Origin of the sequence: Pseudomonas sp. HB05 (assembly GCF_016756915.1) — a bacterium.
GTDB classification, from domain to species: domain Bacteria; phylum Pseudomonadota; class Gammaproteobacteria; order Pseudomonadales; family Pseudomonadaceae; genus Aquipseudomonas; species Aquipseudomonas alvandae.
In genome coordinates this window covers 1-17,791 of the sequence record NZ_JAESPG010000011.1, presented here as the reverse complement: position 1 = coordinate 17,791, position 17,791 = coordinate 1, and the positions used below count along the sequence as shown (strand labels likewise).

Genomic DNA, 17,791 nt, shown 5'->3' with positions numbered 1-17,791 from the left:
CATGGGTTGGGATCGTCAGGCACCCGAAGTGGTGGAGGCCCCGGCGCCTATCGTGCTGGGTCGCTGGGTATTGGTGGCAGGCGCGGCAGTGCTGGCGTCTGTTTTGCTGTTTTTGTTGTATACCGCCGGACACATGCCGGTATTACAGGCAATGAACATCTGGGCATTTTCCGGTTTGCCGTTGCTGGCTTGGGCATTGGCGTTCAGCGCTCGCGCCTATGCCTACGGCGGCGCGCTGAGTCATCACCAGTTCCTGCAAGCGGAGGCGCAAGATGCGCAGCACGCTTGGCAGGACTGGGCGCATCGCTATCTGGCGGTGCAGGCCAGCTGTGTGCTGTTGCCGGATCGCGTCTCTGCCAGCGTGGTCGTTCAAGACGGAATCAACCTGCCGCCTCGAACGGGACAGGCTCGGCGCGTTACCGAGCTCCCGCAGCAGCCAAAACGCGCGCCCGCCGGACTGTTATTGCTGTTGTCGGCCCTGGAGCCGGTCGTACGCGTTTTGCCGGCAAGACAACCGTTGCGGGTCACTCTGCTAAGCGATGTCGAGCCCGAGGAATACGCTGTGTTGCGCGACACGTGGCATCAAATCTGGGCCACCGACATGGGGTTGCCGCCGCCAGAGTCGGTCACCGTATCAGCTGAATTGTCATACCGGTGGATCGACGAGACGCTGAGGACAGGCAGTACCGCCGTTGAGTTGATCCTGGTGCTGCAACTACAAGGCGAGTCGGCTTACTCGGACGGCTTGGCTGCCTTGCTGTTGTGCCCGGATAAGTCGGCGCTCGCGTGGGAGCTGCCGGTAATCGGTGGTTTGTTGCGCCCCATGCCACTGGATATCAAGCGCTTGCCCCACGAATTACCGATATTCCTGCAAACCCAAACCAACGCTCGCCAAGCGACCGGCTTGTTGGCCGATAGCGCCGACTGGCAACCATTGATGGGCCAAGCCTTCGCCGCCGGCGGTGCTCTGGACGCTTCGCTCGAAGTAGGGCAGCAGTGGGTTCAGGAGCGCCTGTGTGGGGTGACAGGGCCGTTCAGTCATTGGCTGACGGCAGCGCTGGGCGTGGAGATGTCCAGGCATCAACAACGTCCTTTGTTGCTCTTGGCCGAAGATGAATCAGGGCATTGGATCAGCACCGTGACGACCGGAGAGATCGCATGAGAACCTTCACTAATTTATGGCGCCGCACGGGTGCGGCGGTATGGCTCGTCACCCTGACGGCACTCTTGGGATGGGCTATTTGGTCGTACGGCGAACGGGTGGGCTTGGTGGAAGATGCCCAGAAGCTGTTGGCTTTGTTATTCACCATGACCATGGCTGTGATGGGGTATCTGGCACCTCTTTTGTTGATCTATCTCAAGCGGCAGTTCCACCGTGAGCACGAACTGGCGGGAAAAGCACGCCCTGACGCGGATGCGAGTTCGGTGCTGCCACGCCGATCAGGTTCTGAACACTTGGAGCTCCGCGAAAACCTCCGCCACCAATATGGCCCCCTCTGGCGCCACAAAGTCCGCCTCCTGCTCATCGTTGGCGAACCCACCGAGATCACCGCCATCGCCCCGCATCTGGCGGATAAAAAATGGCTCGAAGGCCAACGCACCGTGCTCCTGTGGGGCGGCAGCCTCCAAGAGAGTCTGGAAAATCCTGTGCTCGACCCGTGGCTCAACCTACGCCGATGGCGCCCCTTGGACGGGGTCGTCTGGGCATTGACCCCCGAGCAGATCGCCGATGCAGTGCCGCTAGCCAAGGGCATGCGCCATTTGCAGGGACTGGCTCGTCGGATGCGCCGGCAGGTGCCGTTGCACCTCTGGCAGGTGTGCGAAAGCACCTGGTCCCAGGAAGGTCGCGAGCGTCAGCCGGTGGGTTGTCTGCTGCCGGCCAAGGTCACGCCGGCGACGCTGGAGGATTGTCTGCAGGAGTTGGTCGAGCCTTTGCGTCACCAAGGCATCGTGCAGATGAAGTTCAAGAAGCAACTGCACCACGATTTCCTCCTGCGCTTGTCCCGGGATTTGCACGCCGATGGCATTGCCCGTTGGCGCCAGGCGCTGGCGCCGTCGTTGAGTGGGTTCAATCCAGGGGTGAGGCTGCGTGGACTGTGGTTCAGCCAGCCGCTGCGCGAGACCCGGAGTGCTGAAGATGAGCATTTCTGGTGGCCGGATCCGGTGTGGCAGGGCGTGCAGCGCGACAAGGCGGTCGGCGCGCGGCTGGGCTGGGGGGCGCCGCGGGTCGTTTATGCGTTGTGCCTGGGGTTGGCCGTGGTGTGGGGCGTGGGAATGGCGCTGTCCTTTGTTGGCAATCGGGCGCAGATCGTTCAGGTGCAAGCGGTGTTGGCGGGGCTGGACGCGTCGTCGCGGGCCGATGAGCAATTGCTCGCCTTCAACGAGCTGGTCCACGTGCTGGCGCGCCTGGATCACCGTGCCGTGGCCGGTGCGCCATGGCATCTGCGCTTTGGCTTGAACCGCAATCCCGTCCTGCTTGAAATGCTCTGGCCGCGTTACGTCGAGGCCAATAATCGCCTGGTGCGCGACCCGGCGGCGGCGCGCTTGCGCGAGCAACTGGAGGCGTTGGTCAAGTTGGCGCCGGGCAGTGCCGAGCGCGTCGAGCGCTCGGCGGTTGCCTACGATCAGCTCAAGGCGTACCTGATGATGGCGCGCCCGGAAAAAACCGAGGTAGACCTTCTGGTCAAGACGCTCGCCCATGTCGAACCCACCCGGGAAGAGGTTGCCCCCGCGCTCTGGCGAACGCTGGCGCCCGGCTTCTGGCAGTTCTACGCCGAGCAGTTGGCCGCGCACCCGGACTGGCGCATCGAGGCCGACCCTCGGTTGGTGGCGCAGGTGCGCCAGGCCTTGCTCGATCAGTTGGGCCAGCGCAACGCCGAGGCCAGCCTGTATCAACAGGTGCTGGATGACGTCGGCCAGCATTATTCGGCCCTGGGCCTGGCGCAGATGGTCGGCGACACCGAGGCCGCCGGGCTGTTTTCCAGCAAGGCCAGCGTGCCGGGGGTGTTCACGCGCCAGGCCTGGGAGGGTCAGGTGCGCCAGGCCATCGACGAAATCGCCCAGGCGCGGCGTGAGGAAATCGATTGGGTGCTCAGCGACAAACCCGGCGAGGTCGATCCCCGGTTGACGCCGGACGAGCTGAAGGCGCGCCTGACCGAACGCTATTTCCAGGACTACGCCAGCGCCTGGCTCGGGTTTCTCAACAGCCTGCGCGCCCGCCAACCGAAAAACCTGGAGGGGGTGATCGAGCAACTGACGCTGATGAGCGACGTGCGTCAGTCGCCGCTGATCGCGTTGATCAATACCCTGGCCTATCAAGGCCAGGCCGGCAGCCGCGCGCCGGCCTTGGGCGACTCGCTGATGAAGTCCGCGCACAAGCTGATCGGGCCGGACAAGGCGCCGGTGATCGATCAACTCGTGGAATTGCCCGGTGGACCGCTGGACGCCACCTTCGGACCGTTGTTGACCCTGATGGGCAAGGGCGCCGAAGACCGAAACGCCAGCGACCATCTGAGCCTGCAGGCCTACCTCACCCAAGTGACCCGCGTGCGCCTGAAGCTGCAACAGATCAGCACCGCCACCGACCCCATGGAAATGACCCAGGCGCTGGCGCAGACGGTGTTCCAGGGTCGCGGCATCGACCTGACCGACACCCAGTCCTACGGCCGATTGATGGCCGCCAGCCTCGGCGCGCAATGGGCCGGCGTTGGCGAGACGCTGTTCGTCCAGCCGCTGGATCAGGCCTGGCAGCGAGTGCTGCAACCGTCGGCGGCGGGCCTCAACAGCCAGTGGCAGCGCTCGATCGTCGAGCACTGGAACGCGGCCTTCGCCGGACGCTATCCGTTTGCCGCGACGGCCAGCGATGCGTCACTGCCGATGCTGGGGCAGATGATCCGCGCCGACACGGGGCGCATCGAGCGCTTCCTGCACAGCCAGTTGAGCGGCGTGCTGCGCAAGGAAGGCAACCGCTGGGTGGCCGATCCGCGTCATGGCCGTGGCTTGCGGGTCAATCCGCAGTTCCTGACGGCAATCAACCAACTCGGCGACTTGGCCGACGTGCTCTACACCGACGGCGGCCTGGGCCTGAGTTTTGAGCTGAGCGGCAAAGGCGTGCGCGATGTGGTGCAGACCACCTTCATCCTCAACGGTGAAAAACACGAGTACTTCAACCAGAAGGAACGCTGGCAGCGCTTCGGCTGGCCGGGGCGCAGCGACTATCCCGGGGTCAGCCTGACCTGGACCAGCGTCCACACCGGCGAGCGGTTGTTCGCCGACTACGCCGGCACCTGGGGGCTGATCCGCTTGCTGGAACAGGCCAAGTTCACGCCGCTGGACGATGGCGACAGCCGCTACCGCATGGTGCTCAAGGCCCCCGATGGCCTGGGCCTGACCTGGCACCTGCGCACCGAACTCGATGCCGGACCGATGACGCTGCTGAAGTTGCGCGGGTTCAAGTTGCCGGGGCGGATATTCCTCGCTGATGGCGGGGCAGAGGCGTCTCATGCGCGCAAAGAGGTTTTCGAATGAGCCTGCAAAGCTTGATCACCCGTTGCCTCGGAGAGCGCGACGCGGTGGCCGTTGCCCGTGAACAGGCCGCACGTTGGCAGCCCTGGTTGCAACCGATCAGCGAGGCGTCACCCGTCGGCGACGACCCTGGCTATGACGATGACTTCCAGCGCATGCGCGAAGAGGTCGACAAGTTGTCCGGTGCCGATGCCGAGCGAGTGGCCCAACTGGCTGAGAAGCTGCTGACCCGGGCCTGCAAGGATCTGCGCGTGGTCACCTATTACGTGTGGGCGCGCTTGCATCGGGACGGTGAGGCGGGGCTGGCCGACGGCCTGTGCCTGCTGGCGGCTTTGGTGGAGCGGTTCGCCGACAGCGTACTGCCGGCGCGCGCCACCAGTCGCAAGGTGGCGCTGCAATGGCTGGCCGGCGCCAAGGTACTGGACACCCTGTCGCTGTACCCGGAGGTGGTCAAGGCCGAGGCCGAGCGCACGGCCGCGGCGTTGGCCTGGCTTGAGCAGGGGCTGGAGGCTTGGCCGGAAGATCAACGTCCTTGCCTTGGCGCGCTGCATGCCGCGCTGTCTGCCCGCCTGGCTCAATCCGGCGGCGTGGAGGCGGTGGTTCCGCAGAATGCGGCCAGCCAGGAATCGAATGCCCAGGCAGGCACGCCGACCGTTCCCGCGATCAAGTCCGGTCGGGATCTGTTGGACCACGGCCGGGCCTTGGCCGGTTATTTGCGCGATCAACCCCACGGCTGGCTGGCAGGCCATCGACTGATGAAAAGCCTGCGCTGGGACACGGTGCATCAGGCGCCGCCCGAGGACGCCGAGGGCAATACGCGGTTGACGCCGCCGAGGGCGGATTATCGGGCGCAGCTCAAGCGTTTGTACCTGCAACAAGCTTGGCGGCAGATGCTCGATCAAGTGGAGCGGATCTATGCCGAGGGCGTGAACCATTTCTGGTTGGACTTGCAGTGGTACGCGTGCCAGGCCTTGAGTAAACAACCCGCGCCACAGGATGGTTGGGCGGACGTCGTTCAGCGTGACTTGGGCATGTTCCTCGAGCGGTTGCCGGGGATCGAGCTGCTGCGCTGGAGTGACGGCACGCCCTTCGCCGATGAGGCCACCCGTGAATGGATCGCCCAACACATCAGCGGCAATGGTCCTGGGCAATGGCTGCCGGCTCCATCGTCGACGCATGGCATCGGCGATGCCGACATCTTGTCGTGGGAGGGCGAAGCCTTGGCGCAGGCCGACAGGGAAGGGGTCGAGCCCGCATTGGCCTGGTTGGCGGCGCGTCCGGACATTCATGACGGGCGGCAACGTTGGCTGTTGCGTCTGCTCATGGCGCGGGTCGCCGAACAGTTCGGCAAGACCGATCTGGCCATCCACCTGCTGGGGGAGCTGGACGCCGCCGTTCAACACCACGATCTGCGCGGGTGGGAGCCCGAGCTGTATTTCGAAGTCAAGGCTCGTCTGCTCAAGCTGCTGCGCCTCAAAGCCCAACGCAATGACACCGACAAACCCGCCCTGGCTCGACACATGGAAACCTTGCTGGCGGCGCTCGTAGCCATCGATCCGGTACGTGCCGCCGTGCTGTGCGGCTGACCCTCATTGATCAGGATGCTTTATGAACATGGACAATCTGACACTGCGCTATTTCGACGCCGAAATGCGCTACCTGCGCGAGGCCGGCAAGGAATTCGCCGAGGCGTTCCCGGACCGTGCGGCGCTTCTCAACCTGGACAAGCCGGGGGCGCAGGACCCCTATGTGGAGCGACTGTTCGAGGGCTTTGCGTTCCTGATGGGGCGCCTGCGGGAAAAGCTCGACGATGATCTGCCGGAGCTGACCGAAGGCCTGGTGAGCCTGTTGTGGCCGCATTATTTGCGGACCATTCCGTCGCTGTCGATCATCGAGCTGGTGCCCGATCTTGCCCAGATCAAACGCAGTGAACGGATCGGCCGGGGGTTCGAGATCCTCTCGCAACCCATCGGGCCGCAGCGCACATGCTGCCGCTATACCACCACGCAAGACGTGACGTTGCAGCCGCTGGCGTTGGCGTCGGTGGCGCGTGACCACGAACCGGATGGTCGCTCGCTGCTGCGCTTGCGCTTTGCCCGCAGCGAATCCGTTCCCTGGGCAGAGATCGACCTGAGTCGCCTGCCGTTGTACTTGAATGCCGATGCACCGCTGGCCAGCGCGCTGCACCAAGCCCTGACCTTGAACCAGCAGGCTATGTACGTGCGCGTGGCGGGGCAGCCTGGTCGCACGCCTATGGATGGTTACTTCGCGGCCAAGGGCTTTGCCGACGAGGATCGACTATGGCCCAAGGGTGACAGCGCCTTCAGTGGTTACCAGTTGCTGCTGGAATATTTCACGTTCCGGGAAAAATTCATGTTCGTCACGCTCTGCGGGTTGGATCAGTTGGCGATTGAACCCAACGCGCTCTGGTTCGACCTCGAAGTGGTACTGCGTGAACCCTGGCCCCATGCTTTTGACCTGAGCGCCGAACACATCCGCCTGCACGCGGTGCCGGTGATCAATCTGTTTGTGCTGGAGGCCGATCCGCTGGAGCTGGACCCCTTGCAAACCGATTACCTGCTGCGTCCGATGCGCTTGCAGGACGGCCATCTGGAAATCTATTCGGTGGACGAGGTCACCGCCTCAAAGGAAGAACAGCGCCTGGACTACGTGCCGTTCAGCAGCTTTCGCCACAAGGGCGGCATGCTGCGTGACGAAGCGCCGGAACGTTATTTCCATACTCGCTTGAAGCGCGCCGCCAATGGCTTGCACGACACCTGGTTGATCCTCGGTGGCGAAGGTTTCGACGAGGATCGGCTGCTGCGGCCCGATAAACGCTTGTCGCTGCGACTGACCGGCACCCACGGCCAACTGCCGCGCAAAGCGTTGCAGAGCACGGTGCTCGATACGGCGGTGCAGCTCACCCAGTTCGGCCTGCGGGTGCGCAACCTGTGTGCCCCGACGTTGCCCTGCTATCCGCCAAATCGCGACCGTTTTCATTGGCGCATCCTCAGCCACCTGGGCTCGAATTTCCTGCCGATGCTCGACAGCGCCGAGGTGTTGCGCGGGACGTTGGCGTTGTACGACTGGACGGGCAGCGAGCTGAACCGGCGTCGGCTGGCGGCGATCGTCGAGGTAAGTCATCACCTGGTCCAGCGCTTCGAAAAGGGCTTCCTGCTGCGTGGGGTGGATATCGAAATCACCCTGGACACCAACGGATTCGCGGGGGAGGGCGATATCAGTCTGTTCGGCGAAATGCTCAACCGCTTCTTTGCGCTCTACGCGGACGTCCATCTTTACACCCAGCTCACGCTGGTCCTTCAACCTACTGGAGCGTGCCTGCGATGGAGCGAGAATCACAGCCAGCGTATTCCCGGTTGAACACCGGCGGTTTGCTGAGCACAGTGCAGGAGCGGGTGGCCGAGGCCAGCCTGTACCGTTTTTGCCAGTTGCTGGAACAAGCGCTGCCCGGAAATCCTCTGCTGGGTAGCACCGCGCGTCCGGCGGACGACCCGGTGCGTTTTCGACCCGATCCCGGCATGGGGTTCCCGGCCGGCGAGCTGAAAGCGATCGAACTCGATCCGGAGAATCCGGGGCGTCCGGCGACGGTGCGCACTCGTGTGCTGGGGTTGTACGGTGTCGACTCGCCAATGCCGACGGCGTTCCTCGATGACATCGCCCAACGTCGGGAAGGGCATGAGGCGCTGGAAGCATTCCTCGACATTTTCAATCACCGGATCTTTACCCAGTTCTACCGGATCTGGCGCAAGTATTCCTACCCGGCCACGTTCGCAGCAGGCGGCACCGATGCGACGTCGCAATGCCTGTTGGGCCTGATCGGGCTAGGCATTCCCGGAAGCTCGCGACGGGTCGCGACGCCGATTTCGCGTTTCCTTGCGTTGCTCAGCGTCATGCGCCTGCCGACCCGCAACGCCGAAGGCATCGAGGCATTGGTCAAGCTGCTGGCGAGCAAGACCCAGGCGCGAGTCAGCCCGCACTGGCCGCAGAAAATTCCTTTGGCGCATCCGGCCAGCCTTTGCCCGTCCCGTCTGGTGACACTGTCTGAAGGCACGCCGCTGGGCAGTGTCGGGCGGGACGTCAACAGCCAGTTGCACCTGATGCTTTGCACCGATGACGCGAAGGAGGCCAACGGCTGGTTGCCTGGCGGAACGCTGCACAGCGACCTGCTGGTACTGCTGCGGGTGTACCTGGGATGGCGTTGCAGCGCGACGCTGCAATTGACGGTCGCGCTGAGCAGCCTGCCGACCCCGGTCCTGGGCAATCCCCGGATTCGATTGGGCATGACCGGTGTGCTGGGCTTGGGCACAGACACCTGGCGGGCGAAAGAACACGAAACCCTCACGATCAATCTGGGCCGTTATCAAGGCCTTTCGATCCATTCTCGGAACAGGGAAACACAGCATGTCTCGTACCCTTTTTAATCTATCGATATTGGCAGTGATCGTCACCGCACTGGGCGGGTGTGGATTGACCCAGACCGTCACGCAAGGCACTGCATCCGCCGCCGAGACGATTTTCCATAAGCAAGTGAAGACCCTGCATCTGGACTTCAACGCGCGCCCGGCGCTCAACACCGACGTTGCGGACATGAATGCGCTGTCGTTGCCAACCCTGGTCCGCGTGTACCAATTGCGCGATGGCAAAGCGCTGGACCGGGCGACTTACGAGGGGCTGGTGAGGGGTGACGAGGGGCTGCTCGACGGCGCGTTGCTGGACAAGCGAGCCGTGGTGGTGAAACCCGGAGCAGGGACGCAGTTGAGCGTGCCGATGAATCCACAGGCGCGGGTAGTCGCGCTGGTGGGCCTGTTTCGCAATCCCGATGCTCAACCCGACACCTGGCGCCTGCTGCTGACACGCGATGACTTGGACCCGGATCGGGCACGGCTCATCGAGATGGGAGACAACCAACTGACCTTGCGTCCCTTGGCGAAGGAATAAGCCATGACCGAGCCCAACCCCTCGCTCTACGAAATGTTGCTGCAAAACTTCGACGGAGAACTGGATGTGCATCGCGTCAGCGAGCAGGACCAGCACACGCTGTCGGTCCTGGACAACCTCCAACGCATCCTCAATTGCCGGGCGGGCGCACTCAGTCATTTGCCGGACTACGGACTGCCGGATATGGGCACGGTTCTGCAGGGGTTGCCAGCAACGGCGCATACCTTGATGAAGACCATGACCGACACCTTGCTCAAATACGAACCACGGTTGGCGGAGCTCGCCATCGAGCTGCTGCCCCAGGTGCTGCCGGGGCATCTGGAATGTGCGCTGGATGTGCAGTTGAAAGGCGGGCGGCGGGTGAGTTTCGGGTCCACTGTGGGGCCGGAGGGCAAAGTCCTTGTGCGCCACCTGACGCGGCAGAACTACTTTTCGACGCCTGGAATGGATCACCCAAGGGGCGGGCGATGAGCGCGTTGTTCGAGGTGCATGTTCGACTCGGCGGCGATCCGCGCGGTTATGCTGAGTTCGTTGCCCTGCGGGGTGAGTTGGCGAAGCTGGGCCATGGCGCCTGTCCCGATGTGGATTGGCAGAAAGTGGAGCAGTTGTGCCTCGTGCTACTGCAGTTGAACGGGGCAGAACTGCAGACCGTGTGCTTTTATGCGCTGGCGCGGGGGCAGCGTCACGGTTTGGATGGCATGGTCGAAGGCATGAGATTGCTCAAGACTCTCTGTGGCCAATGGTCCAGTCTTTGGCCGGCGTCGGTCCCCGTTCGCCTGGATATGCTCGGGTGGTTGTTTGCCCAACTGCAAACGCTGCTGCGCAGCTTCACGCTGACGACCAATGACCTGCGGGCATTGCTTGAATTGGACAGTGCGCTGGCCGGCTTGAGTGCTCGGTTGGCGAGTCAGATATCCGTGCCGCTGGCCACACTGCAGGCCTTGCAGCTGCAGGTCCGTCACCTTGTCCAGCGCTGGGAACGGAGCGACTTCGGCACCGAAACGGCATTGCTCCCCCTCAGGGTGGCGGAACCGGCGCTGATGATGCCGATCGTGCTCGTGCCGCCGCCCGATGCGACAAGCGGCAAACGACGGTTATTGCCATGGCTGTGTACCGCGGTGTTGCTGCTTACCGTCGCCGCTGGCGTTGCCGGGTGGTGGCAAGGCACGCAGGCGGATGTCGTCTGGCCCGATCCGGTACAGCTCGACAGCCTGTCGCTGTTCGACGCCGGCAGCGCGGAGCTCAAGCCCAGCTCGACCTCTGTCCTGGTCAAGGCCCTGGTCGACATCAAGGCCCAGCCAGGCTGGTTGATCATCATTGCCGGGCATACCGATGCCACAGGTTCATCGGAGCAGAATCTCCGGCTCTCCCATGCCCGGGCGTCTGCGGTACGTGACTGGATGCAGAGCGTGGGCAGCATTCCCGCCGATTGTTTTGCCGTGCAGGGCTTTGCCGCCCATCAACCCATCGCAGGAAACGATACCGAGGCCGGGCGAATCGCCAATCGACGTGTCGACATCAGCCTGGTGCCGCAAGCAGGAGCTTGTGAGCTTCCAGCAAACCGCAGGCCAGAGAGGCTCCTTTGAAATTCCTCCTTAAGAACCGCAAGGATGTGCCGATACAGCGCGGTAGATCCGATTGTGCGGGCACTGCAGTAGTGTCCAAGAAAAGATATTCCAGGCGTTTGCGCGCCTGTGCCCTTTTGATTTTTTCCAGGTTTGACCCTAATCGGACCTCAGGGAATGAACCATGCCAGCCCACTCCAGGACCGAGTTGGAGGATGCCCTTGCCGCGTGCAAAAGCAGCTTTCTTTCCGTTGCCTTCTTCAGTTTTTTCGTCAACCTGCTGATGCTGGTTCCCTCGTTCTACATGCTGCAGGTCTATGACCGTGCGGTCGCCAGCGCCAGCCTGTCTACCTTGTTGATGTTGACGCTGATCATGTTGCTCCTGTTGACCACGATGGGCGGACTGGAGTGGGTTCGGTCGCGGATCATGGTGCGGATCAGCACGCGCCTGGATACGTTGCTGGGCCAGCGCCTGTTCGACGCGAGTTTCAAGCAGGCGCTGACAAGCTGCGGCATGAACGCCACGGCCCAGCCCCTGAGCGATTTGAACGCGTTGCGCCAGTTCCTGACCGGCAACGGCCTCTTTGCGTTTTTCGACACGCCCTGGATTCCGATCTACCTGGCCGTCATGTTCATGTTCCATCCCTGGTACGGCTGGATGGGGCTGTTGAGCGCGGTGCTGTTGGGTACGCTGGCCTACGTCAATGAAAAACTCACCCAGGCACCGCTGCATGCGGCCAACCGCGAGCAGATGGCGGCTACCGCTTTCACCAACAAGAGCTTGCGCAACGCCGAGGTGGTTGAATCCATGGGCATGCTTGCCAGCTTGCGTCAGCGCTGGAGCGAGCAGACCCACACCGTTCTTTCCCTGCAGAGCCTCGCCAGTGACCGCGCCACGACGGTCGCGACCGTCTCCAGGACGTTCCGCCAGGTCGTCCAGTCGCTGGTGCTGGGCTTGGGTGCGTACCTGACGATCAATCACGAGATTTCGTCTGGGCTGATGATCGCCGGCTCCATTCTGCTGGGGCGAGCCCTGGCGCCCATCGATCAATTGATTGGTGTCTGGAAAGGCTTTCTGGGCGCACGATCGCAATATGCAAGGCTGCACCAATTGCTGGCAACGATCGCCGCCGAACCTGAGCGCATGTCCTTGCCGGCACCCGAGGGCGCGATCCGGGTGGAAGGCCTTTCGGTTGGCGCGCCCAACCAGCGCAAACCGATTATCCGGAGCCTGACGTTCGAGGTGCCGGCGGGTTCCGTGGTGGGCATCATTGGTCCGAGTGGCGCGGGCAAGTCGACGCTGGCCAGGGCATTGCTCGGCATCTGGCCAAGCCTGGCGGGTACGGTGCGCCTGGACGGTGCGGACATCAGCCAATGGCGGCGGGACGAACTTGGCCCCTACATCGGTTATCTGCCGCAGGACATCGAGTTGTTCGAAGGCACCATCAGCCAGAACATTTCACGCTTCGGTCCGGTGGACGCACCAGCCGTGGTCGCTGCCGCGCGCATGGCCGGGGTGCATGAACTGGTTCTGCAATTGCCCGATGGCTACGACACCTTGATCGGGGCCAATGGCGGTGGCCTGTCCGGCGGCCAGCGCCAACGCATCGGCCTGGCTCGCGCGCTGTACGGCGAACCGCGCCTCGTATTGCTCGATGAGCCGAACTCCAACCTGGACGATGCGGGCGAAAAGATGCTCGCCGAGGCGCTGCAAAAACTCAGGCAGAGCCGCGCCACGGTGTTTGTCATCACTCATCGGTCCGGCGTGCTGGCGCAGGTCGACAAACTGCTGGTCCTCAATCAGGGCGAACTGAGCCTGTTCGGGCCGCGCGACAAGGTCCTGGCGCGACTGCAGGCTGCCACGCCCGCGGCGCACCCGGCCGCCGCCATTGAATCGTAGGAAGCGGATGAGCCATTCGATGCAACAAATCAAGCCATCATCCGCCCCTGTCACCGGGTTTTCCATTGACGACAAACCGATACGGCGCATTGGCTATCTCATGTTGCTGGTGACATTCGGCCTGTTTGGCGGCTGGGCCACCCTGGCGCCGCTTGACAGCGCGGCGCTGGCGCCGGGCGTGGTCACCGTCAAGAGCTACCGCAAGACCGTGCAGCACCTGGAAGGGGGCATCGTGCGCGAGCTGCGCGTGCATGACGGCGACCTGGTGAAGGTCGGTGATGTGCTGCTGGTGCTCGACAACACCCAGGCGCGCTCTGAAATGGAAGCGATGCGCAGCCAGTTGATCGCAGCGCTCGAACTTGAAGCCCGACTGGTGGCCGAGCGTGATGGCTTGTCCGAACCGCTGCCCGTTGCCGCCCTGGACCTCGCTGATGCTCGGGTGCGCGAGGCGCGCGACAGCGAAGCACGGATCTTCCAGACCCGGCGGACCTCCTTGCTCGGGGAAATCGCGTTGCAGGAGAAGTCCATCGGGCAAATCGAGGAACAGATTCGTGGCTATAGAGCCGTCGTCGCCAGCAAGCAAATGCTCGCGGCTTCCTATCAGGAAGAGATCGTCGATTTACGCGCGTTGTTGTCCGAAGGCTACGTGGACAAGCAGCGTTTGCGCGAGCAGGAGCGCAGCCTGGCCCGGCTGCAGGCCGAAATTGCGGAAAGCCAGTCTGCCAGCGCGCGGGCCAGGGTCCAGGCCGACGAAGCGCAGTTGAAGATCTTGCAGCTGAAAAAGACCTTTGCCAGTGAAGTCGCGGGTTTGCTGGGTGATGCCCGGACCAAGGTCTACGAACTGCGCGAGCGGTTGGCCACCCTGCAGGATCGCGATCAGCGCACCGATATCCTCGCGCCGGAATCCGGAAAGGTCATGGGCTTGACCGTGCATACCCTGGGCGCGGTGGTCAGCCCCGGGACGGCGCTGCTCGACATTGTCCCGGCCAACGAGGAGCTGATCGTCGAGGCCCAGGTTTCGCCAATGGACATTGACCGCATCGCGCCGGGCAAGCTGGCTGGCATCCGCTTCAGTGCGTTCAAAAGCAGTACCACGTCGGTCATCGAGGGCCAGCTGGTACAAGTATCTGCCGACCGCTTGGTCAACAAGGACACCGCAACGCCGTATTACCTGGCACGCGTGGTCTTGACCGATAAGGGGAGACAGGCATTGGGCGGTCTTACCCTGGTGCCCGGAATGCCCGTCGAGGTGTTGATCAATACGGGGTCGCGGACGTTGCTGGAATACCTGATGCAGCCGGCCAGCAATGCATTTGCCCGTTCGTTGATCGAGGATTGATATGAAATCTCTGGTCGCGCTGTGGTTGGTCGCCCTGTCGTTTGGCGCCCTTGCGGACAATGGGCAGGTGTCTACCTATGTCGATCTCTGGCAGTTGCATCAAGAGGCGCAGGGCGCCGATCCGCGTGTCCTGCGGGCGCAGGCCTTGACTCGCAGTGGCGAAGGCAACGAGCGTGCGGCCTTCGGTCAATTGTTGCCGCAGCTCAATGCCAGCGGCAGCGTCAACCGCAGCCGGCGCGACGATGAGCTGAGCCGTATCCAGTACAACGGCAAGCGCATGGCGGTGATGCTCAACCAGGTCATCTACGACCCGCAGGTCTGGCGCAGTTACCAGCGCTACGTGGAGCTGGCGCGCCAGAGCGAATTTGAGTCCGATGACACGCGAGTGCAGGCCAGCATTGACCTGTCCGAGCGGTATTTCGCCGTGCTTGCCGCCGAGGACGAATTGGCCCTGGTGCGTAGCGAGCTGGGCGCGACCGAGCGCAATCTCAAGCGCGTCAACGCCCTGTATGCGCGGCAGATGGCAATGGTGACCGACACGCTGGACCTGGAGGCGCGCGTGGATGCGCTCAAGGCTGACGAGATCGAAGCCGTCAACAAGGTCGAGGTCAGCCGCGAAGCCATTTCCGAATTGGTGGGGCGCGAGGTTCGCGAGCCGTTCAAGCGCATCGCCGAGAGTCCGGCGTTCAGTCTGCCGGCCCAAGCGCAGGATTACTGGGTGCAGACGGCGCTGGACAGCAACCCGGCGCTGCACGCTCGCGAACACAGCATTCGCGCCGCCGAAGCCGCCATCGGAGAAGCCAAGGCCGGCCATCTGCCCAAGCTGGGCCTGAACCTGATGGCGCAACGCAGCGACATCGGCTACGAAGGTGCGCTGGCGCCTCGTTCGGACAATCTGGTCGCGTCCCTGGACTTGCAGATGCCGCTCTACAGTGGCGGTTCCACCCGCGCCCGAGTGTCCAGTTCCGAAAGCGACAAGGAGGCCGCGCAGCAAGAACTCGAGGCGTTGCGGCGCCAAGTCATCAAGGAGACTCGCACGGCTTATCTGGGCATGACCGCCGAGCTAAGCCGTATCAAGGCGATGCATCGCGCGCTGGAGTCGGCCGAGAAGTCACGACTCGCCACGGAGAAGGCTTTCTCCTATGGCGTCAAGAATGCCGTAGACGTGCTGGACAGCATCAAGGAGGAGTTTCGCGCGCGGCGTGATTTCTATCAGTCGCAGTACCGCTTCGTGACCAGCCTGCTTGTCCTGCATCGCTGGAGCGGCCGGTTGGGGGAGGGCGATATACGCAAGACCAACGAATGGTTGGTTACCCCTGATTCGGATATGCGGTAAAAAAAATGATGGCTAAGTAATATTATTGACGCCATTTTTCGGGCAATATTAATCACTTGTAGCGGCCGCATCCGGGAAAGGCCGCAGATTGCTTATAGGAAGCTTGTATGCCCAGTCCCCTTGGTTACTCCTCCGTTTCGTCTGCAAAGTTGACCACTAACGTGCAGGTCAATAGTTTGTTGGTTGGCACTTACTGGACCGGAAGTGCGACGACGGGCACGTCGTTAACCTACAGCTTCTTAACGATGAATTCGTATTTCGCCAGGGATTACAGCGACTACGACGAATATCTGGCCAGTTACACCCTCACTTCTGCCCAGCAAAGCAGCATTACCAGCGCGCTCGGCAGCTGGAGCGCCGTCTCTAATATCAAGTTCACCAAGGTCAACGACACAATCTCCAACGTCGGGGACTTGCGATTTGGCGGCTACGGGGACATGCCCGATAGCTTCGCCGCCTGGGGTTACTATCCTGCCAACGCCCCAAGCGGTGGCGATGTCTGGATCGGGCCGGTCACCAACGACCCGGCTCCCGTCAAGGGCACATACGACTACATGACGTTCATGCATGAGATCGGCCACGCGCTGGGTCTCAAGCACCCGTTCTCGCCAAGTGCTACGAACAGCACCGTGTTGTCCTCTCAGTTCGATGACGTCCGTTACACGATCATGAGCTACAACAACAACTATTCGTATGAGCCCACCACACCGATGTTGCTGGACATCGCTGCCATCCAAAGCCTGTATGGCGCGAACAAGCAGTGGCAGGTCGGCAACAACAGCTATAGCTGGGCGGCCGATCAATCGGTTTTCGAGACTATCTGGGACGCCGGCGGTGTTGACACCATCGATGCGAGCAACCAGGCGCAAGCTGTGCGTATCAACCTCAATGAAGGCCAGTTCAGCAAGATCGGCGCGACTTTCCAGAATCTCACTACCCAGACTGACTTCAACGAAGGGCTGGCGATTGCCTACGGTACCAAGATCGAAAACGCGATTGGCTCGGCCAACGACGATACGCTTATCGGCAACGCGTTGGACAACGTACTGAACGGTCGCGCTGGCGCAGACGTCATGATCGGTGGGTCAGGCAACGACACTTATGTCGTCGACAATATCAATGACGTCATCCAAGAAACCAGTGCGCTGAACAGCGGAGTCGACACTGTCCAGGCTTCCAGCAGTTACGTCCTGAGTGCCAATATCGAGACGTTGATCCTGACTGGCTTCGGCAACATCAACGGCACCGGCAACGCACTGAACAACCGCATCACCGGAACGCTTGGCGCCAACGTCCTGGACGGCGGCGCTGGCATCGACACGCTGGTCGGCGGCACCGGCAACGACACCTACGTGGTCGACAACCTCAAGGACGTGATCAGCGAAACCAGCACCCTGGCCAGCGAAATCGATACGGTGCGCGCCTCCTTGACCTGGAGCCTGGGCGCCAACCTGGAAAACCTCACGCTCACCGGCACCGCCAACCTCAACGGCAGCGGTAACGCGTTGAACAACGTGCTAACCGGCAACGCTGGCAACAACCTACTGGACGGCCTCGCCGGGCGCGATACCCTGGTCGGTGGCGCGGGTAACGACACGTATACCCTCGACAACGCGGGCGACAGCGTCGTAGAGCTTGCGGATGAAGGCATCGACCTGGTCCGGACAGCGGTCAGCCATACCTTGTCCGCCAACGTCGAGAATGCAGTGTTGCTCGGTATCGCCGCGCTCAACCTCACCGGCAACGCATCAAATAACAGCCTGATCGGCAACGCCGCAGCGAACGTGCTCAACGGCATGGACGGTGCGGATACCCTCGACGGCGGCGCCGGCATCGACACCCTCATTGGTGGCACGGGCAACGACACCTACGTGGTCGACAACCTCAAGGATGTGATCAGCGAAACCAGCACCTCGGCCAGCGAAATCGACAGCGTGCGTTCCTCGGTGAGCTGGACCCTGGGCAGCAACCTGGAAAACCTCACGCTGACCGGCGTTGCCGCGATCAACGGCAGCGGCAACGCGCTGGACAACGTGCTGATCGGCAACGCCGCCGCCAACGTGCTCAACGGCCTGGGCGGCGCGGATAGCCTGGACGGCGGCGCCGGCAACGACACCTATTACGTCGACAACCTCGGCGACACGGTGATCGAGCGCGGTGCGGCGCTG

12 protein-coding genes are annotated in these 17,791 nt (G+C 62.6%); all 12 read left to right on the top strand.

What is annotated here, in order from left to right:
- Position 1 precedes the first annotated feature (1 nt).
- Positions 2 to 1,162 (top strand): hypothetical protein, encoded by a 1,161-nt coding sequence (locus JMN22_RS12475; protein WP_206768533.1) that lies wholly within the window; start codon positions 2 to 4, stop codon positions 1,160 to 1,162.
- Positions 1,159 to 4,527, top strand: a complete 3,369-nt coding sequence (locus tag JMN22_RS12470; RefSeq protein ID WP_198796931.1) for an ImcF-related family protein — start codon at positions 1,159 to 1,161, stop codon at positions 4,525 to 4,527. Before JMN22_RS12475 ends, JMN22_RS12470 begins: the two co-directional genes overlap by 4 nt.
- Complete coding sequence (gene tssA / locus JMN22_RS12465) at positions 4,524 to 6,110, top strand: type VI secretion system protein TssA (RefSeq protein ID WP_198796930.1); 1,587 nt, start codon at positions 4,524 to 4,526, stop codon at positions 6,108 to 6,110. Before JMN22_RS12470 ends, tssA begins: the two co-directional genes overlap by 4 nt.
- A 22-nt stretch (positions 6,111 to 6,132) precedes the next feature.
- Entirely contained in the window at positions 6,133 to 7,905 is a 1,773-nt protein-coding gene (gene tssF / locus JMN22_RS12460; RefSeq protein WP_198796929.1) for a type VI secretion system baseplate subunit TssF, read from the top strand.
- Entirely contained in the window at positions 7,869 to 8,966 is a 1,098-nt protein-coding gene (tssG, locus tag JMN22_RS12455) for a type VI secretion system baseplate subunit TssG (protein ID WP_030138682.1), read from the top strand. Before tssF ends, tssG begins: the two co-directional genes overlap by 37 nt.
- Positions 8,947 to 9,483, top strand: a complete 537-nt coding sequence (tssJ, locus tag JMN22_RS12450) for a type VI secretion system lipoprotein TssJ (RefSeq protein ID WP_030138683.1) — start codon at positions 8,947 to 8,949, stop codon at positions 9,481 to 9,483. Before tssG ends, tssJ begins: the two co-directional genes overlap by 20 nt.
- Positions 9,484 to 9,486: 3 nt before the next feature.
- Entirely contained in the window at positions 9,487 to 9,954 is a 468-nt protein-coding gene (gene tssE / locus JMN22_RS12445; RefSeq protein WP_030138684.1) for a type VI secretion system baseplate subunit TssE, read from the top strand.
- Positions 9,951 to 11,069, top strand: a complete 1,119-nt coding sequence (locus tag JMN22_RS12440; protein WP_198796928.1) for an OmpA family protein — start codon at positions 9,951 to 9,953, stop codon at positions 11,067 to 11,069. The genes tssE and JMN22_RS12440 overlap by 4 nt, the downstream gene beginning before the upstream one ends.
- Positions 11,070 to 11,232: 163 nt before the next feature.
- Positions 11,233 to 12,948: a type I secretion system permease/ATPase gene (locus tag JMN22_RS12435; RefSeq protein ID WP_030138686.1), complete on the top strand. Its 1,716-nt coding sequence runs from the start codon at positions 11,233 to 11,235 to the stop codon at positions 12,946 to 12,948.
- 7 nt (positions 12,949 to 12,955) lie between these two features.
- Positions 12,956 to 14,287 (top strand): HlyD family type I secretion periplasmic adaptor subunit, encoded by a 1,332-nt coding sequence (locus tag JMN22_RS12430; protein ID WP_198796927.1) that lies wholly within the window; start codon positions 12,956 to 12,958, stop codon positions 14,285 to 14,287.
- Between the two features lies 1 nt (position 14,288).
- The gene (locus tag JMN22_RS12425) at positions 14,289 to 15,623 is read left to right on the top strand and encodes a TolC family protein (protein WP_198796926.1); all 1,335 of its coding nucleotides are present in this window, start codon (positions 14,289 to 14,291) and stop codon (positions 15,621 to 15,623) included.
- A gap of 245 nt (positions 15,624 to 15,868) precedes the next feature.
- The coding region (locus JMN22_RS12420; RefSeq protein ID WP_236010336.1) for a M10 family metallopeptidase at positions 15,869 to 17,791 on the top strand (1,923 nt) is incomplete at its 3' end.